The sequence below is a fragment of the Draconibacterium orientale genome, assembly GCF_900111425.1.
GTDB classification, from domain to species: domain Bacteria; phylum Bacteroidota; class Bacteroidia; order Bacteroidales; family Prolixibacteraceae; genus Draconibacterium; species Draconibacterium orientale.
Map to the genome: position 1 here is coordinate 1 of NZ_FOHT01000050.1, position 23,428 is coordinate 23,428.

General features: G+C 42.5%; 18 protein-coding genes. 6 read left to right on the forward strand and 12 right to left on the reverse strand.

The genetic code is table 11. From position 1 onward, the window contains the following. Window positions 1–314 precede the first annotated feature (314 nt). From ppk2 to BMW53_RS21050, 8 genes are all read right to left on the reverse strand, one after another. A complete protein-coding gene (ppk2, locus tag BMW53_RS19250; RefSeq protein WP_038558453.1) occupies window positions 315–1,127 on the reverse strand; it encodes a polyphosphate kinase 2 in 813 nt (270 codons plus the stop codon). A gap of 64 nt (window positions 1,128–1,191) precedes the next feature. Beyond that, window positions 1,192–2,415: a hypothetical protein gene (locus tag BMW53_RS19255; RefSeq protein WP_038558456.1), complete on the reverse strand. Its 1,224-nt coding sequence runs from the start codon at window positions 2,413–2,415 to the stop codon at window positions 1,192–1,194. 69 nt (window positions 2,416–2,484) lie between these two features. Then, on the reverse strand, window positions 2,485–3,720 hold the full coding sequence (locus BMW53_RS19260; protein ID WP_038558458.1) for an efflux RND transporter periplasmic adaptor subunit: 1,236 nt from the start codon (window positions 3,718–3,720) through the stop codon (window positions 2,485–2,487). 3 nt (window positions 3,721–3,723) lie between these two features. After that, a complete protein-coding gene (locus BMW53_RS19265) occupies window positions 3,724–5,205 on the reverse strand; it encodes a TolC family protein (RefSeq protein ID WP_038558460.1) in 1,482 nt (493 codons plus the stop codon). Window positions 5,206–5,228: 23 nt separating this feature from the next. Continuing rightward, entirely contained in the window at window positions 5,229–6,602 is a 1,374-nt protein-coding gene (locus BMW53_RS19270) for an ABC transporter permease (protein WP_038558462.1), read from the reverse strand. Window positions 6,603–6,620: 18 nt separating this feature from the next. After that, entirely contained in the window at window positions 6,621–8,006 is a 1,386-nt protein-coding gene (locus BMW53_RS19275; protein WP_051567825.1) for an efflux RND transporter periplasmic adaptor subunit, read from the reverse strand. 244 nt (window positions 8,007–8,250) lie between these two features. After that, window positions 8,251–9,162 carry a DMT family transporter gene (locus BMW53_RS19280; RefSeq protein WP_038558464.1) on the reverse strand — a complete coding sequence of 304 codons (912 nt, stop codon included), beginning with the start codon at window positions 9,160–9,162 and terminating at the stop codon, window positions 8,251–8,253. 201 nt (window positions 9,163–9,363) lie between these two features. Beyond that, a complete protein-coding gene (locus BMW53_RS21050) occupies window positions 9,364–9,525 on the reverse strand; it encodes a hypothetical protein (protein ID WP_157470795.1) in 162 nt (53 codons plus the stop codon). A 276-nt stretch (window positions 9,526–9,801) separates the two neighbouring features. On the opposite strand from BMW53_RS21050, the gene pgi reads away from it, so the two are divergent. Next, window positions 9,802–11,448, forward strand: a complete 1,647-nt coding sequence (gene pgi / locus BMW53_RS19290) for a glucose-6-phosphate isomerase (RefSeq protein WP_038558468.1) — start codon at window positions 9,802–9,804, stop codon at window positions 11,446–11,448. A gap of 1,038 nt (window positions 11,449–12,486) precedes the next feature. On the opposite strand, the gene BMW53_RS19300 is transcribed toward pgi, so the two are convergent. Then, complete coding sequence (locus tag BMW53_RS19300; RefSeq protein WP_038558473.1) at window positions 12,487–13,482, reverse strand: NAD(P)H-dependent glycerol-3-phosphate dehydrogenase; 996 nt, start codon at window positions 13,480–13,482, stop codon at window positions 12,487–12,489. A gap of 269 nt (window positions 13,483–13,751) precedes the next feature. Here BMW53_RS19300 and BMW53_RS19305 point away from each other — a divergent pair, with 269 nt between their 5' ends. After that, window positions 13,752–13,955, forward strand: coding sequence for a hypothetical protein (locus BMW53_RS19305; RefSeq protein WP_038558475.1), 204 nt, complete (start codon window positions 13,752–13,754; stop codon window positions 13,953–13,955). A gap of 9 nt (window positions 13,956–13,964) precedes the next feature. After that, complete coding sequence (locus BMW53_RS19310; RefSeq protein WP_038558477.1) at window positions 13,965–15,209, forward strand: M14 family metallopeptidase; 1,245 nt, start codon at window positions 13,965–13,967, stop codon at window positions 15,207–15,209. 216 nt (window positions 15,210–15,425) lie between these two features. Here BMW53_RS19310 and BMW53_RS19315 read toward each other — a convergent pair whose 3' ends face one another. Then, entirely contained in the window at window positions 15,426–16,580 is a 1,155-nt protein-coding gene (locus tag BMW53_RS19315; RefSeq protein WP_038558479.1) for a DUF819 family protein, read from the reverse strand. Between the two features lie 164 nt (window positions 16,581–16,744). Next, window positions 16,745–17,554: an alpha/beta hydrolase gene (locus tag BMW53_RS19320; protein ID WP_139178274.1), complete on the reverse strand. Its 810-nt coding sequence runs from the start codon at window positions 17,552–17,554 to the stop codon at window positions 16,745–16,747. 148 nt (window positions 17,555–17,702) lie between these two features. Here BMW53_RS19320 and BMW53_RS19325 point away from each other — a divergent pair, with 148 nt between their 5' ends. Next, entirely contained in the window at window positions 17,703–18,194 is a 492-nt protein-coding gene (locus BMW53_RS19325; protein WP_038558480.1) for a response regulator, read from the forward strand. Window positions 18,195–18,210: 16 nt separating this feature from the next. On the opposite strand, the gene BMW53_RS19330 is transcribed toward BMW53_RS19325, so the two are convergent. Then, window positions 18,211–19,470 (reverse strand): DUF819 family protein, encoded by a 1,260-nt coding sequence (locus BMW53_RS19330; protein WP_038558482.1) that lies wholly within the window; start codon window positions 19,468–19,470, stop codon window positions 18,211–18,213. 307 nt (window positions 19,471–19,777) lie between these two features. On the opposite strand from BMW53_RS19330, the gene BMW53_RS19335 reads away from it, so the two are divergent. Together BMW53_RS19335 and BMW53_RS19340 are read left to right on the forward strand one after the other, a co-directional pair. After that, window positions 19,778–21,286 (forward strand): bifunctional ADP-dependent NAD(P)H-hydrate dehydratase/NAD(P)H-hydrate epimerase, encoded by a 1,509-nt coding sequence (locus BMW53_RS19335; RefSeq protein ID WP_038558484.1) that lies wholly within the window; start codon window positions 19,778–19,780, stop codon window positions 21,284–21,286. A gap of 38 nt (window positions 21,287–21,324) precedes the next feature. Then, on the forward strand, window positions 21,325–21,978 hold the full coding sequence (locus BMW53_RS19340; protein WP_038558486.1) for an HAD family hydrolase: 654 nt from the start codon (window positions 21,325–21,327) through the stop codon (window positions 21,976–21,978). Window positions 21,979–23,428: the final 1,450 nt, after the last annotated feature.

A 23,428-nucleotide genomic window follows, 5' to 3' on the forward strand; every position in this document is an offset into this window, starting at 1 on the left:
GTGCTGTGAAAGTAAATAGGTTCATCTATATCGTTTTAACTACCTTAAAGATAATGAAATAAATCAAATTATGAGTATTTACGGATATTCAATATATCCAATTTAGAATAATCAATATCCAAATCAATTGTAAATTGATGCGTTTTACTTTGTTCTGCATTGGATATTCGTTATTGTATATTGATTATTTTCTTGCCTTTTCAAAATTTACATTTCAGCATAAAGTGTAGGTACGAGTAGCGAGGTAGAGTTAGTCTAAAATTGTGTTACTTTTTTCTTTGTTGGTGATTCCCGGGAATCCTGAATATTATTATCTAATAAACTTCCGGTACGTAAGTCATTTCATCCAGTGGCGGACGTATATAACCTTTTTTTTCCTGTCGTTCAGGAAGTACAATTTCAGGTTGTTCCAGCTCCTTGTAAGGGATTGATGATAATAAGTGATGAATACAATTTAGCCGAGCACGCTTTTTATCGTCGGCATCAACCATAAGCCATGGACTTATTTTTGTGTCGGTATAAGCAAACATTTCATCTTTGGCTTTCGAATATTCTTCAAATTTCTCCATCGATTTAATGTCCATCGGGCTTAGTTTCCACCGTTTTGTTGGCTCATTCAACCGCGCCCTGAAACGTTTTTCCTGTTCATCCTGGCTCACCGAAAACCAGTATTTAATCAGAATAATACCCGAGCGGATCAGCATGCGTTCGAAATTTGGACACGAGCGGAGAAACTCCCAGTATTCTTCGTTGTTACAAAAGCCCATTACTTTTTCAACGCCTGCCCGGTTATACCAGCTGCGGTCGAACAAAACCATCTCGCCGGCAGCGGGAAGATGCGGCACATAACGCTGAAAATACCATTGTGTTTTTTCGCGTTCGGTTGGAGTTCCCAGTGCAACAACGCGGCATATCCGTGGATTCAGCGTTTGAATAATGCGTTTAATAGTTCCGCCTTTGCCGGCTGCATCGCGCCCTTCAAAAATAACTACAACTTTAAGCCCTTTAAACTTTATCCACTCCTGCAGGCGCACCAATTCAACCTGCAATCTGTTGAGTTCGTTTTCGTAAAATTTTTTGGAGAGCTTTTTCCCCTTCTTCGTATGTTTTTCGTCTTTGTTTTCCATAGCGGCCCGGATTAATCGTTCATTTAAAGGTAAACAAAATGAATAAAAAATCAAGACCGATGAATTAAACGAGGAGATAGGCACCAAAACCGGTGGCGTTGGAAAAGGCTGTTAGCGGGAAAAAGCCGGAAGCAATTTTTTGATTGTCGAGAATAAGTGGATGGTCGTGGCTCATTTGCCGGCAGAAATCAGCAAAGCGAATTTTCGGATTGAAAAACATACGGAAGCGGCCTTTTTTTGTTGGAGCAATAAATTTTTCGAGGGAAAGCGACAGTAATCCCATGTTGTGGCGAACATTTATTTCCAGGCAAGGATTTATTTTAAGTGTCCCGGTTTTATCTCTGAAAATAAGGGTATCGACACCAAAATAGCCCTCATAGTTTTGGGCTAATTTACTTTTCCCGATCTCTTCTATCAGCGCAGGAATGATCAGCTTTGACATTTCCTTAGCAAAGTCTTTTACATCCTTATCCATTTCATCGGGTAATCCGTTGAGGCTGTTTCCCAGGTATTGCCCTTTTTTATCGGCCGAAAAATTGCTGGTGCCCACAAACTTAATCTGGCCGGCTTTTAACTCAAACTGAAATGCTAAATCGAGTTCTTTATGCTGAAAAGCTTCCACAATAGCATAGCCCTGATCTTTTACAATTCCCAACAACTTTTCCCAAACTTTATCGTGTATCGGCTGCTTGGTAATGGGTTGTAACCCGCGTCCCGAGCTGCTCCACGGAGCTTTTACCATAAGTTTATCCCACTTCGCCAGAAGCGTTTCTATCTGATCCTGCGTTTGGCAAACTTCGGTAATTTCATCTTCCCCAATAAAATCAGGCGACGGATGTTTGTCAATCAATTGTTGCAAAATCTGCAAGGCAAATTTCTTGGAATAGAGTTCGCGGTACTCCGGTTTCCATTGATATATCGGAGAGCTTTTGAATTCATCGTTACAAAGCGGTTTTAAACTTTCCAGCCGTTTGTGTACGGCCGGGCTCCATCCCCAGGGCTGAAGTTTTCCAATTTGTGCCGGTGGATTCTTTTGCAACTCTTTTTCGGTAACAAAAACAGGAGGTGTAATCCCAATTTTTTGCAGGTGTTCATAAAATTCACCTGAGGGAATTTCAGGTACAATTACCACATCTTTTTCAGTGGCAAAATAAAGAGGTAGGGTGCCCAGATCGGCTTCCATTTTTTGCAGAATTTTATTCGGTTGCCACGAGGTATTGCCATTTGCCACGGCATATTCGCAAGTGGGATTGAATAAATAAATATTAGGATGTACCGATTTTTGCATGGCGCGAAATTAAATAAAAAAACGGACTGAAAACTCAGCCCGTTTTTACTATTTGTTACTCAGTGTAATCTAAATTTCTTCCAGTACGGGGTTCAAAATTACTTTGTCGCCTTCCTGTAGCCCGTTTTCTATCAGCACAAATTCTTCATTCTCAAAACCGGTGGTTATTAACGTTTTTACCTTCTCTCCGTGGTTTGAAAGGAAAACAAAATCCTCACCATTTTCGCGAATAACAGCTTTTAAGGGTACAAACAAAGCTTCCTCTTTATTGGCCAGAATTATTTCATTGTTGCTCGACATGGCCGGCTTTAACCCGTCGTTCGATTCGTCGAGATGAATAAGTACCTTAAAAACTTTCATGTCGAAATCCTTATGGTCTTCACCAACGCGTGCAATCGAATTTATTTTAGCATTGATTATCACTCCTTCCAGGGCATCAAACGTAACTCTTACTCTATCGCCCACTTTAATCTTCGAAATATCGATTTCCTTTACATAGGTTTCTGAAATCACTTCCGACATATCGGGTAAAGTGGCAATTGGTGGTCCGTTCGACCAGGTAGAGATGTCGCCGTCTTTACTGTATTTTGTGCCGTCCCAGTTTTCGCCAAAAATTACAATCCCGTCTTCAGGAGCAGTAATACGCGCCTCCTGCATAGCCTGTTGGAATTTTGCTATTTTCTCCTGGCTCCGTTTTACCCTATCTTCCGAGCGGGCTACTCCCATTTTTAACTTATTTTGTTCCAGTTGGTAATCGCGCTGTTTTTTGGCAATTGTATTTTCCGCTTTTTTATAAGTCATTTGAGCCTTTCGCTGGTAGGCTGCCGATTCGTAAATCGATTGCTCCAAATCAATTTTATTGTATTCCAGATCGAGCTTGGCATTTTTAATATCCTCCCGAAGACCGGTTAACCGTACCGTGCTGTCAATTTTTGCATTTTTCAGGTCGGCTTCAGCCGTTTCAAGGTTTTGCTGTTCCTGGCGCATTCCTGAAATAATCTGGCTGGCATCGAGTTGCATAATAAAATCGCCTTTTTTTACGTATTTACCATCTTGTGCCAAATCAAGAATTTTTAGTTGCCAAAGCCTTAGTTCTCTGTCGCCAAGTATTTTAGGCATAGGAATGGGAGTAGATACTAAGCCATTAATTTCTCCTTTGCAGGTTAAGGTTGCTTCAAAAGGGCCTTTTTCAACCACATAGATTTTCTCCGATTTGCTTGAGGTAAGCGAACCGGCAAAAGCTGCAAGCGCAATAACACAAATTACTGCTGCAGTTATGATAATATGTTTTCTTTTTACAGCCATACACTAGTTTTCTAAAAGTTTGTCGTAATCGGCTTCAAGCGGTTTCCTGTTTTCAAAATCAAAAAGCGTTAAACTGCGCAGTCGGTAGTAGGCTGACCAGTAATCGCGTAACCGCGTAAGGTATGCCATACGTGCCGTTTCCTGGTCGTTGCTGGCAATGTTTAGCCGGGTTACATCAATCTTTCCGATGAGGAAACGCTGAAAGGTAACATTGTATCCCATTTGTGCCACCGTATCGGCTTTTGCGGCTGTGTTTACCTGTCCGGCCTGAAGATTGAATTCCAGCACACTTTGGTAAATGTCTTGCTCAAAATCAATACGTTCCTGTTTGATTGTTGCCAGGGCCACTTCGCGGTTTGATTTGGCCATTGAATAACGTCCTTTACCGCGTCCCCAGTCAACAATAGGAATGTTTAGGCCCAGGCTAAACACCTGGCTTTTGTCGGGTTCGGTATATACATCCTCAAAATTCTCGGCACTTTTGTTTAATCCATACATGGCATAAAGTGTAGTGTTCAACCCTCGTTCCGATTTGGCAATGGCAACATTTTCGTCTTGCTGTAGCTTTTGCTGCTGATGGTTCAGAATCTCCGGGTTGTTCTTAATCGCCTCGTCGATGGCCTGGTCCGGATCAATTTTCAGCTCAGGAATTTCGCTGGGGACAACACATTTTATCATCGTTTCTTTCGGAAGTCCGAGGAACGAGTTCAATCGTGCCTGTGCTCGTTTTTCTCCAAGCTGGGCAACACTCAGTGCCTGCTCGCTGTTTAGCAAACGGAGCTCCAGTTCCAGCAATTCATCCTGAGTTACGGTTCCTACCTGGAAACGTCCTTTACCAATTCTATATAAGGTGTCGGCATTGGCATAATTCATCTCCGCAATATTTTTCTGAATCTGGGCATTGATCAACCCAAAAAAGCGCGAGGTGGAAGTTACACGCAGATCTTCCATATCCTGGATGAATTCTTTCTTGGCTTTCTCAAATTTCAAAGGTTCAATTTTGGCTTGCCATTTCAGGCGGTTATACCCGTTCAATTCCTGCGAAAAACCAATACTGATAGGTGTTGCATTAAACGAAGTGTTTTTGTCGCCACCGAGGTTTTTAATCATTCCCAGTTCCGAACGTAAAAATACTTGTCCGCCCGTTAACGAAACATTTTGAACGGCAGAAACGCTAACTTCAGAGTTAAAATATTCACGCAAACGGAATTCGTCCTCGTTGGTTTCGAAGTTGTACTCGCTGTTACTGTAACGGTTAAAATCGGCTGGATTAGAACTTAAGGAAATGCTTGGCAGGCGCTCGGCTTTATAAAACCGGTGTTCCCAGTAACTGGCTAAATACATGTTTTTATTTCGGAAAGCATCGATGGATTGTTCTGAAGCAATATCGATCACTTCGGGAAGTGTTAACACCAGTTCTTCCTGGGCTGCGGCAAATTCCGAAAGGCCCAGAATAAATATAAATGAGAGAAATATGTTTTTCATTTTTTGCTTGTTTTCAGGTTATTTTATGAACGAAGACTTACCACCGGATCATTTGCTGCGGCTCGTTTGGCGGGCAAATAGCCAAAAATAATCCCGACACCAACCGATACGCCAAAAGCAATAAAAATGCTAAAGGCAGAAACAATTGTTTTAATATCGAACATGGCCGTAATGATTTGCGAGAGCACAACACCCAGAATAATTCCGATAATTCCACCGGTTAAACTGATTAATGTTGACTCGGAAAGAAACTGTGCGATAATGTCTTTTTGTTTGGCGCCTAATGCCTGGCGAACACCAATTTCGCGGATACGTTCCAATACCGATGCCAGCATAATATTCATAATTCCAATTCCGCCAACAACCAGCGAAATGCCGGCGATTACACCTAATACAATGTTGAATATCTTCTTGGTTTTTTGTTGCTGTTTTAGCAGCAATTCGGGAATGGTAACTTCAAAATCGTACAAATCGGAATGGCGTCTGAGCAACATGCGTTTTATTAATGTTGCCGAGCTGCTGAGTTGTTCCGTTTCCTTTATCTGAACAACGATCTTGTCGAGCTGGTTAAGATTATCGTCGGTATCAACCGGTTCTTCTGTTTGTTCGGGCCCGCCATAAATAACAACCATGCCATTACCATTCGCGTTTTTATTGGCACTTAAAACTTCGTCGGCCCTGATGAGCGAACGGTTTTTAAAACGTAGCAGCATGGTTTGCACGGGAATAAAAATTTTATTGTCGGAGCTGCTAATTCCCAATTCGTCGGATGCCGATGCCGTAAAATCGCGTCGTTCAATAACTCCTGTAATTTTCAACCATATCTGTCCGCATTTTATGTATTTACCAATGGGATCCTGCTGACGAAAAAATTGCTCTTTAATGTTATTTCCAATCACACAAACGGGGAGTCCTTTCTCTACTTGTGTACTGTTAAAACGATTTCCTTCGGCCAGTTGCATGTTAAACAAATCGAAGTAATGATTATCAATTCCTTCGAGCACAACAGGTCTGCTGATACCATTTAGCAACGCTGAATAGTTAAAAGAGATGACCGGTGATATCCGTTCAACAGTAGGAACAATTTTTTTTATGGCCTCAACATCAAGAAGTGTCAGTCCTTTCGAGAATTTTTTGGCTGTGGGCTGGCCATTGCCATCGCCACCGGCTCCGTCGGATAAAGAATAAGTGCTTGGCGTTATAACAATATTGTTTACGCCAACCAGTTTTATCTGTTCCAGAATTTCCTGCTCGGCGCCGTTTCCAATGGCCATCATGCTAATAACCGCAGCCACACCAAAGATGATACCGAGTGCAGTAAGTATCGATTTCAGGCGGTTGGCAATAATGGCTTCAACCGCTATCAGAATATCGTGTAAATATCTTTTTATAAACATCTTGTTTGGTTTGAGTGGTTAATTAGCCGAAGTTATTGTAACACCAGCGGGAAGTGCCATTCCCTGGGGGATTTCAGGTGCTTTTTCTTCTTTTTGTTCTTTCTTTTTTGCGGCTTCGTCTGTAGCCTTTTCGGCAGCTTTACGTTTCATGTCGGCATAAATTTCAAAACCGTTTAGTTTGTAATCGCCTGCATCCTCGGGTTCGAGCAATTGTACTTCCTGGCCTTCTTCGAGCCCCTGGTTTATTACCATATAATTTTCGTTAGCCTCTCCGGGTTCAATAATTTGTGCGGTTTTCGAATCGGAAAGATACACATACGACAAACTATCGTTTGAAAATACGGCCTCGATAGGAATATAAGTGGCCTCTTCAATAAAACTGGCCTGAATGGTGTTACTGGTGGTCATGGCCGGTTTCAGCTCCGGGTCGGAGCCATCGACCTTAATTTTTACCTCAAAAACCTTTGCATCGCTTTTGGGCATTAATTGTCCCATGTTTGCCACGGTGGCCACCTCGCCGGTTAATGTTTTATCGGGGAAAGCATCAATTCCAATTCTTACTTTCTGGCCGGGTTTTATCAGCGCAATATCAATTTCGTTAATAAAAGTTTTGGTAACCAGGTTGCCCATGTTCGGGAAGGTGGCAATTATGGGGCTCCATTGCGAAACGCGCGATCCGGTTTCAACGGTACCTCCCCATTCGTATTGGTGATAGGAAATAATACCTGCTTTGGGCGAATAAATAATCAACTTATCCATTAATTTTTCCAGGGCATCAACACGTTCTTTTACTTGTTTGTAGGTAATGAATTTGCGGTTTACCTTATTAATCTCCTGTTGGGTTTTTAACTCGTAAGCCTGTTTCGATTGTTCCAGTTTTCGCAAGGCCTTATCGTAATCCATTTTTACCTTTTTTTGTTCTGACGGCGATTCATAAACCGATTCGTCAACGGCAATTTTACGCTCTTCCACATCCAGGGTGGCGTTAATTATCTGGTCGCGTTCGTTGCTAAGCGTAAGGTTGGAGTCGATCTTACTGTCGTTGTATTCCGACAAGGTCTTTTCCAGTTCATCCTGGGCATCTTTTAACTGCTCCTGAACAGCCTGATGATCGAGTGTGGCCACGTAATCGCCGGAATCTACGTAAGTTCCCTCTTCAACAATATCGGTAATTGTTAGTGAGGAAATACGCGTTTGGCGATCTTTCATTTCTTCGGGAACATAAACATGATCGGAGTTTTCCGATTCGAGTTGACCGCTCGAGTAAACCAGCACTTCAAAAGGGCCTTTCTTTACGGTAGTGGTAATTTGAGTGGTTTCGTTTTTCGAACCGGATACAATAAGGAATACCACAAACAGTATAATTACTGCCATGGCGGCAAACAGCCAGTTTCTTTTCTTCATTTTGGTATGCTTTTAGTTTTCTAAAGTAACGGGTGAATTAGGCATGAGGGCATGCAGTTTTTAGGTATAATTATAAGGACTTTGTTTCATGGTTCTCGTTTTCGTTTCTGATTGAAAATTGTTTGTTTTTGTTTAACAAAAATTGTGCCTTGGCATAAATTCAACGAAAGAAACAAAAAATAAATATGAAATTTTGTTAAATAAACTTCAAATAAACTAAATGTGTAGTTTTTTAACTGGAAATTCAGTTTGATAGATTGTTTTTGGATCTAAAAATACCGGCTTGTGCCAGTGTCATTATCAGCACGCCAACAACTGTTACCATTCCGCCAACAAACTGGTGCATCAACGGAAAAGTATGAAAAACAAGGTAAGCACCAATTAAAACAAATATACCTTTTAGTGTTTGTACCACGGCCGAACGCGATGCGTCGATAAATTGATAGGAATAATACACCGTTAAAATAGCAATAAACTCGAGGAAAGAACCGATTGTGATGTTGGCAAAGGCCCTGGAAGATATCGCGGCTTCAGGGCTGTAAATAAAAAATGCAATAAGTGAAAATGCAAACAGCCAGGTGTAACGGTTTAGGTTAAACAACTCGGGGCTTATATTTTTTACATGCACTTTTACAATAAGTGTAGCGGTGGTGGCAAATAGTGCGTTAATTACAACCACTCCGGTACCGGCAATAAACAGCGTTTTTAAACTTGTTCCGCCCGTGTAACTAATAACAAAAGTACCGATTAGTGCCAGCGATGCACCAACAACTTCAACCCATCCAAACTTTTCTTTCAGTAATACAATGCCACCCAAGGTAACCATTACCGGGAACAGATTACCGATAAACGACGTAACGGAAGGATCGGGGATAATATTTATAGATATAAAAAACGAAGTGGTTGTGAGTATTTCGAGAAGGCCCAGTAGCAAAAGTATGCGGCGTTGCCTTTTATCGAGAACTTTTAGCTGACCCAGTTTTTTGTTTTTTAGTGCAAAAAGGAAACTAAACAACATTCCAAAACCACACCAGTAAATGCCAAATTGTGTTAAATGAATTTCATTTAACGCAGCCTTACTGAAAATATAAACGTTTGAAAAAGCAATTGTGGCAACAAGGGCCAACAGGTATCCCTTAAATGTGGCTGTTTTCATATATAAAATTGAGTTGTTTTTCTGGCTTTATAATTACAATTTAATTCATCGCCAGAAGTTGTGGTAAAGATAGAAAATCAATGCAAAATGTAAACCGGTATCTCAAATCGTAAAAATGAGAGTCTCAAATGGTAAAAAATATTACAAATCAATTACATTCTGCATTCTTCAAAATAAAAAATTTGGATAAGTGTCTGGTGTTTATAGTTTTGTTGTGTTTAATGTTAAAACCAGAAGAATGTCGAAAACCCGAAAGACATTATTGATTTCTTTTTTAGCAGCAGCTTTTATTTTTGCAGGCATCGGTTCGTTTGCAAAATTTGCACATTGGAGTAACCTGGTGTGCTGTACTTTGGTTTTCATAGGGATTATTTTGGCCACCGCAGCACTTATTGTTGCCATGTGGCGGCCGAAAATGCATTAAATTACGCGAACGCATATTTTTTCTTAAGCCAACATTAACCTTCCTGTAAGTTGCAGCTGCAATCTTCAGAATCAATTATCTTTGTAAACGTATAAAAGTAATAGCCTCGCTCAGTGTGGAGCCATTACTGAAATTTGATTATTAACTATCGGACGGCTGCAGCAACTGGTTTGAAGAAAACTTCGTGCTTCGGTCTTCCTGCTTAAAACAAAAATATGTTACCTAAGATTAATCCTATTGAAACCAAAGCCTGGCAAAAACTGGAAGAGCTATATTTCGAGTTTGAAGGCACGCATATGAAAGACCTGTTTGCAGCCGATGCTGACCGGTTTGAAAAGTACTCGCTGAAATTTGAAGATATCCTGCTCGACTTCTCGAAAAACATCGTTAATGACGAGGTGAAAGATACATTGTTTGAACTGGCTGAAGAGTGTGGTTTAAAAGACGCCATTTCAGCGATGTTCTCGGGGCAGAAAATTAATGTTACCGAAGATCGTGCAGTACTTCACGTAGCTTTGCGCAACCGCAGCAATACCCCAATTGTTGTTGATGGCGAAGATGTAATGCCTGAAGTAAATGCTGTACTCGACCAAATGAAAGGTTTTACTGAAAAAGTAATTTCGGGCGAGTGGAAAGGTTACACCGGAAAAACCATTACCGATATTGTAAACATTGGTATTGGCGGATCGGATCTCGGGCCGTTAATGGTTACCGAGGCGTTAAAACCTTACAAAAACCATTTGAAACTGCACTTTGTTTCGAATGTTGACGGAACGCACATTGCCGAAACTTTGAAAGAAGTTGATCCGGAAACCACGATGTTTATTGTCGCTTCTAAAACTTTCACCACACAGGAAACCATGACCAATGCCAACACGGCTAAAGACTGGTTCCTTGAGTCGGCAAAAGATTTGGAGAATGTAGCCAAACACTTTGTGGCCGTTTCAACAAACGCCGAAGCGGTTTCGGCTTTCGGTATCGATACCGATAATATGTTCCGTTTCTGGAACTGGGTTGGCGGTCGTTACTCCTTGTGGTCGGCCATTGGTTTAAGCATTATGCTGGGTATTGGTTACGATAATTATATTGAGTTGCTGGAAGGTGCCCATACCATGGACAAACATTTCAGCGAAACCGATTTCGATAAAAATATCCCGGTAATTCTGGCTCTGATCGGACTTTGGTACAACAATTTCTATGGTGCCGAAAGTGAAGCCATTCTGCCTTACGACCAGTACATGCACCGTTTTTCAGCCTATTTCCAGCAAGGAAACATGGAAAGTAACGGTAAATATGTTGATCGTAATGGCGAACAGGTAGATTACCAAACCGGCCCGATTATTTGGGGAGAGCCCGGAACAAACGGTCAGCATGCTTTTTACCAGCTGATTCACCAGGGTACCAAACTAATTCCCTGCGACTTTATCGCATCGGCAGTTAACCACAATAAAGTAGGCGATCATCATCCGAAATTACTGGCCAATTTCTTTGCACAAACCGAAGCGATGATGGTGGGTAAAACCGAAGAGCAGGTGGTTGCCGAATTAAAAGCTGCCGGAAAATCGGAAGCAGAAATTAAAGAATTGACACCATTTAAAATATTCATGGGCAATATCCCAACCAACTCAATTTTGGTGAAACAATTAACACCACGGGGTTTGGGATCGTTAATTGCCATGTACGAACACAAAATTTTTGTTCAGGGAATTATCTGGAATATTTACAGTTTCGACCAGTGGGGAGTTGAGCTGGGAAAACAGCTGGCCAACGCTATTCTGCCCGAACTGAACAACAACGAAAAAGTAACAGGCCACGATGCATCAACCAATGGTTTGATCAACGCCTGGAAAGCCATGAGATAAGAAGATTCTCACCATAATTTTCTGAAATGCCATTCGTTTTACGTGTGGCATTTTTTTTATACCCTTATTCGAAGTTTTAAACTTTATAAAAGTCCTCTTCAGGCACATTCGAATCAAAAAGGGTTCAGCTCTACTTTCTGGGGGGAGCAAAATGGATCACATGAAATTTCTGGTGGAGCATAAATTATTTTCATTTTTTAACGATAAATGAACTCATAAGGAAGTCAATATATGGAATTAATGGGACCTCATAACTCTTTCTACCCTTTTGTTCCCGACGTAAAGTACGGGATTTCGCAAGCTCAACTGTCGACATTTTCCCTTATGAAGGGAAAACAGTTTTTTAGTAACTGGAAGAGGATTTGGTGCTGCTATTACAGCTTCCTAACAACAGGCTCTCCTCGTGAGGGGAGTCCCGACAGGGTGAGGGGTAATGCATATCTTATACTGTTGTCCGGATTACAATGGTTAATGCCGATACTACAACACCGGAGCGTTCTGAATGAAATGAAAAAATGCGACACTTTGTTGTTAAATCGGTATAACTTTACTGAATTTCATGTAGCTCGTACAAATATAGTAATCCACCGTATTTTTAAACTAATCCTTTAAAATGTGAAATCCTCCCATATTTTAGAAATGATCCTCAAAAGGGCTACGAAAATCTGCTGCGAAATGTAATAATCCATCGCGGAATTGGAAAAACCAACGCGAAGCGTAAAAAACGGCAGCGAAATGCGACTCAACCACCGCGAAATGGAAAAAACGACAGCGGAGCATAAAAAACCACTGCGAAACGGAAAAAACCAAAGCGGAAAGCTGCCCAACGACAGCGGAGCACAAAAAACCACTGCGAAACGCAAAAAACGGTAGCGAAATGCAACACAACGGCGTTATGTTCCATTCCGCGCCGGTTTTTTGCATTCCGCTACAGTCATTCCGCCATCATCCTAAAAATACAGCATTTTACCAGTTAGAATGGCAGCATCGTACGGGAGTAATGTTTGTTGCCCGGTTTTTTTCTTCTTTATTAAAGTTTTAACACAGTTTTGGTGTCAATTCAGCAAAAACCTTGTGTGGCGGTACTTTATCGTAAAGAATCTGGTAAACCGCCTCGCAAATAGGCATGTCAACCTGGTGTTTTTTGTTAATCTGATGGATGGATTTTGATGCATAATAACCTTCGGCAACCATATTTAATTCCAGTTGCGCAGCCTTAACCGAGTAGCCTTTGCCAATCATCGAGCCGAAAGTACGGTTGCGGCTAAATTGCGAGTAAGCAGTTACCATCAGGTCGCCCAGGTAGGCCGGTGCTTTTATGTCGCGGTCAATCGGATGCACCTGGTCAACAAAACGTTTAATTTCCTGAATCGCCCTCGAAACGAGCACCGCATGAAAATTGTCGCCAAAACGTTGCCCGTGTGCAATACCGGCGGCAATGGCAATAATGTTCTTCAGAACTGCAGAATATTCGGTTCCCCAAATATCATCCGAGGCCGAAGTGTAAATATAATCGCACTCAATAAGCTGTGTAAATTTCATCGCCTTTTCTTCGGTGGTGCAGGCCACGGTGAGGTACGACAGCTTTTCGCGCGCAACTTCTTCGGCATGGCACGGTCCGGCCAAAACACCAATCATATCATGATCGACATTAAAATACTTTTGCAAATATTCAGCCACCAAAAGGTTTTCTTCGGTAACAATTCCTTTTACTCCCGATAAAATATATTTCCCCGAAAGGTCTTTTACATCGGCCAATACAGTAGGAAGGAATGCCGAAGGAACAGCAACTATTAGAATATCAGACTGATTAATGACGCAATTTATATCGTCGCAGAAATTAATCTTTGAGGTATCAAATTCCACTTCGTGCAAATAGCGCGGATTATGTTTGTTCTTTTTAAACGTTTCAATGGTTGATTGCTTACGAAAATACCAGTTAATCTCGTTTACGTTTTCTAACAGAATTTTAGCCAAAGCCGTTGCCCAGCTACCACTCCCGATTATGCCAACTTTATCTGTTTTTAAATTCATTTCCGTGATAAATAAGGTGCAAATGTACAATTTGTACGAGCTTATTGAAGAAAAAGTAAGATTTTAATAGTTTTTAAGAATTCGGTTTTTGAACGTAAAAAGTTTTATTCTGTTGTAGATTAATAAGATGAAACTAAATGTCGGGTATTTGTAAATTGTAAGATGAATTTCTATTTTTAGTAAATATGTTCAACAAAAAGTGATTTTGATAAAAACAAGCACCGACGGTTAACAACGAGTTTCGATAGAAAACAAACAATATTAAAAAGATGAAAGAAGAAGTAAGTGAAAGTGCGATGCGTTTAAGAGCGATGATCGAGAAGGCAATTGCCGATCATAAAATCACGCGCGACGATTACGACAAGATTATACATATTGCCACCGAAGATGGCTATATTGACAGGCACGAAAAGACTTTGCTTAGCCAGTTGCAACAAATGATTGAAGACCGGCTGGTAAAGTTTGTAATCTAAAAATTTGTCATGAAAAAAACACTAAAGATTGCCGGAATAGCTCTTGTTGTTTTGGTTGTATTGGTATTGGGGTATTCGTACGTGAGCTTGAATTCCTATTCTCCCACCGACCCCGATGTAACGGTTGACAAAGCTAAACTGGCCTATTACCAAAACTCGTGGGAGGAGTGTCGCGCAGCATTCAGGGCGCAAGCCAATTCCATGAAAACGCGGTTTGATAGTGTGGCCATATTTTCGCGAGCTGTAGAAAGTAAAACCGACACCGGTTTAACCATCGATTTTTGCTACATCCAGGCAAAAGATACCACCGAAAAACTGGTGATGATCTGCTCCGGCACACACGGCATTGAAGGTTTTGTGGGCAGTGCGGTGCAGCAACAATTAATGGCCGAGTTTTTTAAACCCGAGCTGTTCCGCAATACCGGAGTTTTGCTCGTACACGGATTAAATGCCTGGGGTTTTAAGAACCAGCGGCGTTTTTCCGAAAACAATGTCGATTTGAACCGAAATTACAGCACCGATCCTTCTCTTTTTCAAACAAAAAACGATGGCTTTGTGGCGCTTTACGATATGCTGACACCCAAAGGCAAGCTGAATATGAACAGCCTTGGCAACAAGTTTTTTTTGATAACGGCTGTTAAGCAAATTGCCCGAAAGGGGATGCCGGCATTGTTACAGGCTTTTGCTCAGGGACAGTACGAATTTCAGGAAGGAATTTACTTCGGTGGTTACGCTTTTGAACAGCAGGTGGCTATTATGTCGGAAGTATTAAACGATATTGCAGAACCATATTCCACACTGTTAAACCTCGATTTGCATACCGGTTTTGGTGAGCGGGGAGCGTTGCATCTGTTCCCGAATCCAATCGATGATCTGGAATTAAAAGCAAAAACCGAGGCTGTTTTTGAAGGCTACCAAATTGATTGGGGCGACTCGGAAAATTTTTACACCGTACATGGTCAGTTTGTTGAATATATTGGCGATTTATTTCCCGACAAAACATCGATACCCATGTTGATGGAATTTGGCACATTAAATACCGGATCGACCATTGGAGCCGTAAAATCGGCGCATATTTCCATTGCCGAAAATCAGGGGGCCCATTACGGTTATAAATCAGAAGCAGACAGTTTAAAAGCCTTGGCCGCGTATTACGAGATGTTTTACCCGCCATCGGAAAAATGGCGCAGCAATGCACTTGCTGTTTCGCAGGAAATGATGGAAGCTGTTTGGGCGAACTTTGCTGAGTTGTGATACTGGATTCTTGATCGTTGAATATTGGTTATTCGAAATTGAATATTGGATATTTGATACTTGATGCTTGATGCTGGATTCTGGATTCTGGATTCTGCAAACTGCGACTGATACATTAGGACAGAACGGAGTGAAATGAGGATGTCATCTTTATTTTTAGCGTATATAAAGATGACATCCCTAAGTTGCTGGGTACTGGGTACTGGGTACTGGATACTATTTCAGCAAATAAGCAATAAGCACTCCCAGGTAATTTCCAACGGCATAACCGGCAATTCCAACTACCAGTCCGGTTAAAATAACCTGACGGTTTTTTAAGGCGCCGGCAACCACGGGCACAAACGGCGGCGAGCAAATTAGTGCGCTGGTTGAAATGATTACCGTATCGGCATCAATTTTAAAAATACGGGCCAGAGCTATGTGAATAATGTGCGACCCGTAAACAGCCAACGCCACATAGTAAAACAGCGAAAAAGATATGTTCGATAGTTTGCTTATATCGGCCATGGAAGCAACGGTTAAGCAAAAAATAAGGATGAGGTACATGCCCAGTTGAAAGGTCTTTTTTATGGCTTTTATTTTTGGCACGAACGAAAAGGCAATTCCGAAGGTAGTGATAAGCAGAATAACAACTGCCGTTTGATATTCTTTGGGCAAAAGCAGGCTGATGCCGTAACTTACACCAAGAATAGCCACCGAAATTCCGAAAGCACCGAGCAATGGCAGCAAGGTTTTTTTCTTCAACATGCCGTCGTATGATTCAAATTCTTCTTCCGTATTTATTTCTTCAGCAGCAGAGCCTTCGGTCTCTACCGGTTTAAACGGAGGCAAAAACCACAAAAACACTTTCTGCCCAATGGATAGAATAAAAACCAGGTAAATGGCGCCAAGCGTAAGGTCGTAGGTGTGAGTCATTATGTACAATTCCTGCGACACGTTTAATGCCGTTTTCATGGCGGCCATGTTAGGTGTGCCACCGGTGTAAACACCCACCAGCATTCCGGCTACCTGCCACGAGTTTTCAATGTCGTTACGGAAAATAAAAAAGCCGATAATAACAATTAGAAGTACCGAAATTAAGCCGGTTACAAGTGCCAAAAATGCCGAGCGTGCCATTTTAAACCACGAGCGCACATCAACCGAAAAAAGAATCAATGGCAAGGCCAGCGGAATGGTAATGTCGGTGAGCATGTTCTGGTATTTTTCGGCTCCGTGAGGCAGTACATCCATGTTGCCAATAATTAAACCAACACCGTAGCAAATAAGTACGGCACCAATTTTTTTTAATATCGAAAATTTACCTTCAAGATAAATAACCAGAACAGGAGTGATAACAAAAAGAATTATCAACGCCAGAAACGGTGTCTCCATAGTTTTTTAATTTCTTTTAACGGGCGGTAAAGTTATCAGAATGAGCAGAAACTGCAAACTCTCCGTTTGTGGGTATTCTGTTGTGTGCTTTTTCCCCAAAGTAGAGATTTGACAGCCTCAACAAAAATGGCAGGCCAGTGGGGCAGCGTTTCATGGCGTTTGTATTACTTGTCGAGTACTTTAATTTCTTTTAATAGAATCTCCAAAGCCGGCGAGGCCATTTCGCCGTGGTTAAACCCGTCGAGTTCCATGAGTTTGCAGTTTTTATGTCCGGCCACTTTCATCATGCGCCACATGTAGGCATTTTCTTCGTAACGGCCCAGCATTTCCAATTCACGATCGCCGGTAATAAATATCGTGGGAGGAGCATCGGGGCGAACAAAATAAAGCGGTGCATATTCATCAACAATAGCCTGAGTTCCCGGAATTCCTTTTTCATCGCGAATGGTGAAATGCGTAATGGTGTGCCCGCTAAACGGAATCAGCATTGCAATATCGTCGGCATTTATATCGTGGGCTGCCAGGTAATGTTTGTCCAGGCCAACCATGCTGGTCAGGTAGCCGCCGGCCGAATGTCCGCTAACAACTATCTTGTCTTTACTTCCTCCATATTTTTCAATGTTTTTAAAGGTCCAGGCAACTGCGGCGGCTGCATCTTCGATATAAACCGGGCACTTAACTTTTGGCGACAACCGATAGTTTACCGCTACCACTGCTATTCCCTGTTCTTTTAATTTTTCGGGAATAAATTTATTGCCACCGGTAATTCCGCCACCATGAAACCAAACCACGGTAGTGAAATCGGTTTTGTTTTCCGGGTAATAAATATCTAGCTTGCAACGTTCCTGTGCATATTCCGAAGCGTCGGATGTGTACCGGATATTTTCGTCGATGGCGTACTTTGCTTCTTGTGCTACAAGAGGTTGTACACCAATTAAAAACAAGATGAAGGAAAGAAAAATATAGTTTTTCATGATAAATTTTTTTGATTTTGGGCTAAAGTACAAAAGAATCCGGAACGGTGGAATTATGCTTTGTTAAATTGATGAAGGCGTCGGAAGCATTGAAAATGAATTAATAATTGTACATTTAAGATGTTAAATACACCAAAAACTAGCAATTGTGAATAAAAACTTATTGATTTTCGTAGTTGAAGACAACAAACTGTACCACAAACTAGTGGTTGAATTTCTTCGGAAACAAGGAATGAAAAGGGTAAAATCGTTTTATAATGCCGAGGATTGTCTGGCAGCTGTAAACAAAGGCGAAAGGCCTGATATTGTTGTGGAGGATTATCATTTAAACGATACTACGGGAATTGCAGTTTTGCAGGCCGTAAAAAAAATAAGTGAACGTACCGAGTTTATTTTTCTTACTTCGCATGAAGACATGGAAGTGGCTGTAAATTCGATAAAATACGGCGCCTACGATTACATTATAAAAGACAACGATATTGCCCTGAAAAAGGTGTACAATAAAATCGGGAAAATATCGAAACTAATAGAGCTCGAAAAGCGAAACCGTTTTGTGCAAAATGCCATGGCTGTTTCACTGGCCATTTTAGTTGCCATAGTTGTTGTCGTTGTCCTACGTGAAATTTTTGACATCTTCTGATAAGCCAAAAATATGCTTAATGTGCCGCAACTTGCATAAGTAGTCCGCACATCCATGCGCCGTAGGTTCCTAGTGCATAACCCAAAACAGCCAGTAAAACACCAACCGGTGCCAGCGAAGGGTGAAATGCAGCCGCCACAACCGGGGCGCTTGCCGCACCTCCAATATTTGCTTTACTACCAACCGCCAGGAAGAAATAGGGTGCACGAATCAGCTTCCCTACAATCAACAGCAGAATAACGTGAATGGCCATCCATATTCCGCCAACCAAAAACAATCCAAGGTTGTCGAAGATTTTGCCCACGTCCATTTTCATTCCAATGGTTGCCACCAGAATATAAATAAAGATCGTACCTATTTTTGAGGCTCCGGCTCCTTCGTAATTGCGGAGTTTTGTAAAGGAGAGAGCAATACCAATGGTGGTTGAAAGGATAATTAACCAGAAGAATTTTGAGGTTAAACTAAACTTGTTCAAGGCTGGCGCATGAACTTCGATATAAGGGGCAATCCAGTCGGATACCAAATGCGCAAAACCGGTAACGCCAAGCCCAATGGCTGCAATAACCATAATGTCGGTACTGCTGGGTATGCGTGCTATGCGCTGGCTGAATTCATGCATGTGATCTTTCAATTGCATAACACTGCTGGCATCGGCTTTAAAATGTTTGTCGATCTGTTTCGATTTTCCAACCCCAATAAGCAGAATGGCCATCCAAACTTCGGCTACCAGCACATCAACCGTAATCATTATCGAGTACAAATGATCCGATGGTTTAAAAATTTCGTACATGGCAGCCTGGTTGGCACCACCACCAATCCAGCTTCCGGCAATGGTGGTCATTCCGCGCCAAACAGCGTCGGGGCCTGCGCCTCCTACAAGATCGGGGTTAATGGCCGACGCTGCTAAAATTGCCAATGGCCCGCCAATAATAACACCAACGGTACCGGTAAGAAACATAATCAGCGCCTTGCTTCCCAATTTAAACACTTCTTTTAGGTTAATACTAAGCGTTAGTAAAACCAAACTAGCCGGCAACAAATAGCGCGATGCCATAAAATACAGCTGCGAGTGTTCGCCGTCAACAATATTAAAAGTGGTGAGTAAACTGGGTAAAAAATAACAGAGCAACAGCATGGGAACAACACTGTAGAATTTCTTAAAAATAGGTTTCGACGAGTTGCTCGTATAGAAAATAGCGGCCAGTAATGCCAATAATAATCCTAATACTACCGCGTCGTTTTTAATAAGTGCTCCTACTTGTTCTGTTTCCTGCATACCTCTCTTTTTTTCCTCCGTTTTTTGTAAGTTGGCAAATATAAAAATCTTTTCAGGTTTAACAATTTCATATGGGTCAGGTTCAGTGCCTTGTGTTTGTTATGGCGTGTTAACCGGTGTAAAATAATACGACAAGCGGAGAACCGAAACCAACAGCTAACGGGCGTTTACATCTTTTTTTCGCGGAAGAAAATCAATTATAATCCTGAAAATCATTTGTGTTTTTTATAATTTAGACAAAACAATAGTTGCAGCCTGAGAAAATGCAAAGGCATTTTCTGCTTGTAACCTTCATATTTATCAGCAGATGAAATTATTTACAACTAAACAAATAGCCGCAATCGACAAGTTTACCATCGAAAACGAACCCATTGCCGACATTGATTTGATGGAACGCGCCTCGCTGCAAATGACCAACTGGGTTGTTCAACAGTTTTCTACCGAAGAAAGGCTACTGTTTTTTGCCGGCCCCGGAAACAATGGTGGCGATGCTTTGGCAATGGCCCGGCAGCTGGCCGATCTGGATTACCAATGTGAGGTTTACCTGCTTGATTTTGGTAAGCCGTTAAAAGGTTCGCCTGCCATTAACTACAAAAGGTTGGAAGAGCAGGGCAAGGTGAAGCTGACAAAACTACGTTCGGAAAACGATTTCCCGGAAGTTTCGGATACCGATGTGCTGATTGACGGTTTGTTTGGCTCGGGTTTGTCGAGGCCGCTGGAAGGGCTGCCGGCACAACTGGTTCAACATATTAACCAGCTGTTGAATGTGGTGGTGGCCGTTGATATTCCCAGCGGACTGATGGGCGAAAGCAATGCCGGAAATAAGCTTGAAAATATTATCCGTGCCGACTTTACGTTAACCCTGCAGTTCCCGAAAATAAGTTTCCTGTTTGCCGAGAACGAACAGTATGTGGGGCAATGGGAAGTGCTGCCCATTGGTTTGCATCCCGATGGAATCAGCGAAACGCCATCGCCGTATTCCTTTGCCGATGTGGAAGATATAACTGCGCGTTTACCATTGCGCACTAAATTCGATCATAAAGGAACTTTTGGCCACGCACTGCTTATTGCCGGAAGTTATGGCAAAATGGGAGCGGCCGTATTGGCATCAAAAGCCTGTTTGCGAGCCGGGGCAGGATTGCTGACCACGCATGTTCCGCACATGGGATTCCCGATCATTCAAACTGCTGTGCCCGAAGCCATGGCAAGTATCGATCAGCACGATTCGATGTTTACTTCCTTTCCTGATCTTGCGCCTTATGCTGCCATTGGTGTTGGCCCGGGGCTGGGGCTGAAACGAAATTCGTGCCGTGCCTTGTGCGACTTGTGCGACCAGGCAAAAGTGCCGATGGTTATCGATGCCGATGCGCTGAATATTTTGGCCGAAAATGAAGCCTGGCTGGAAAAACTACCTGAAGGATCGGTGCTTACGCCACACCCCGGGGAATTTAGGCGTTTGGTAGGCGAAACCACTGATTCGTACGATGCCATTCAGAAACAAATGGCCTTTGCCAAAAAATACAACTGTGTGGTGGTGTTAAAAGGAGCACACACTTCGGTGGCAGCACCCGATGGAACGCTTTGCTGGAATTCGACAGGCAACCCGGGAATGGGAACCGCCGGAAGTGGCGACGCCCTTACCGGAATAATTCTGGGATTGCTTGCACAGGGAATGAGCTCGGTTGACGCAGCGTTGGTGGGCGTTTATCTGCACGGGCTGGCCGGAGATATGGCGGCCAAAAAACACTCGGAATTCGCGTTAATGGCCGGCGATATTATCGAACACCTGGGAGAAGCATTTCTTAAAATTCAGTAAGTATTATAAAAAAGTATAACCCTGTAATTAATTATTAGATGAAACTTAAAGGAGTAGTTTTTGATTTTAACGGTACTTTGTTTTGGGATACGCACCTGCAAAACAATTCGTGGAACCGGTTCCTGGAGAAATACGGATTTACCCTCAGCCACGAGGAGCAGAAAAAGTACATTCACGGAATTAATGCCAAAGATACGTTCGAATACCTGTTTAAACGCAAACTGAACGATGCCGAAGTGTATCGGCTAACCGAAGAGAAGGAAATGATTTACCGCAGTATGTGCCTGGAGCACGGAATGCAACTGGCTCCGGGGGCCGAGCAGCTGATTAGTTTCTTGAAAGAATCGGGTGTTGCGTTGGCAATTGCAACTGCTTCGGCAAAAAACAATGTCGATTTTTTTATCCGGCATTTTCCCTTGTTGAAGTATTTCAGGCCCGGGCATATTATCTATAACGACGGTACAATGCGCGGAAAACCACATCCCGATTTGTTTAACAAAGCCATTTCGGCCATCGGAACAAAAGCTGAGAAAACATTGATTTTTGAAGACTCGCATGCCGGGGTTGAGGCGGCAATTCGTTCCGGGGCGGGGGAGGTGATTATCGTAAATTCGGCCAATGCCGGGTATAACGGTTATCGCTGCAGGCAAATCACACATTTTAACCAGGTAGATAAAACATTATTTGTGTAACCCTTATCTTGTCTGAAACAGACATTGCCTTTTTTTTATGGAAAGAATCCGGCGGATGCCAATGTTTATAGAAAATCAATTGACGGGGAATGGTACGACTCCGGCCGGAGTCGGATATTTCTTATTTGTACCGTGCTATAAACATTTGATGCTGCCGGCATCAACCGTTGAGCATACTAATTCGGTTTTATAAAAACAGTGGAGCCAGCATCAAGTTACTACTAAGCGTTTCAATGAAGCGGTTTTTCCCCTCGTGAGGGGAAATGTCGACAGACAAAGGGGTAAGGCATTAAGTTAAATCTCTCTACCCTTTACCCCTCATCCGTCAGCTGACGGGAGCTCCCCTCGTGAGGGGAGCCAGCATCAAGTTATTACTAAGCGTTTCAATGAAGCGGTTTTTCCCCTCGTGAGGGGAAATGTCGATAGTTGAGCTTGCGAAATCCCGTACTTTACGTCGGGGACAAAGGGGTAAGGCATTAAGTTAAATCTCTCTACCCTTTACCCCTCATCCGTCAGCTGACGGAAGCTCCCCTCGTGAGGGGAGCCAGCATCAAGTTACTACTAAGCATTTCAATGAAGCGGTTTTTCCCCTCGTGAGGGGAAATGTCGATAGTTGAGCTTGCGAAATCCCGTACTTTACGTCGGGGACAAAGGGGTAGGGCATTAAGTTAAATCTCTCTACCCTTCACCCCTCATCCGTCAGCTGACGGAAGCTCCCCTCGCGAGGGGAGCCAGCTACCAGGTTACACTAAGCGTTTCAATGAAGCGGTTTTTCCCCTCGTGAGAGGAAATGTCGACAGTTGAGCTTGCGAAATCCCGTACTTTACGTCGGGGACAAAGGGGTAGGGCATTAAGTTAAATCTCTCTACCCTTTACCCCTCATCCGTCAGCTGACGGAAGCTCCCCTCGCGAGGGGAGCCAGCTACCAGGTTACACTAAGCGTTTCAATGAAGCGGTTTTTCCCCTCGTGAGAGGAAATGTCGACAGTTGAGCTTGCGAAATCCCGTACTTTACGTCGGGGACAAAGGGGTAGGGCATTAAGTTAAATCTCTCTACCCTTTACCCCTCATCCGTCAGCTGACGGGAGCTCCCCTCGCGAGGGGAGCCAGCTACCAGGTTACACTAAGCGTTTCAATGAAGCTGTTTTCCCTTTTAAGGGAAAATGTCGATAGACAAAAGGGTAGTGTTTTTAATCAATCTCTTGACCCTGCACCCTTTCGGGAGCTTCTCTCGCGAAATGTCGATAGTTGAGCTTGCGAAATCCCGTACTTTACGTCGGGGACAAAGGGGTAGGGTTTGTGTAAATTACCCTACCCCTCACCCTTCTATGTTGTAATCCAAATTTTATTTTTAGCATTTTGCTCATTATTAGCTATTTGTATTTCTTCAAAATAATACCTTCGGGCAATACAGAGCCAGCAGGTTTTCCTCTCCTGGTTAAATCCTTAGC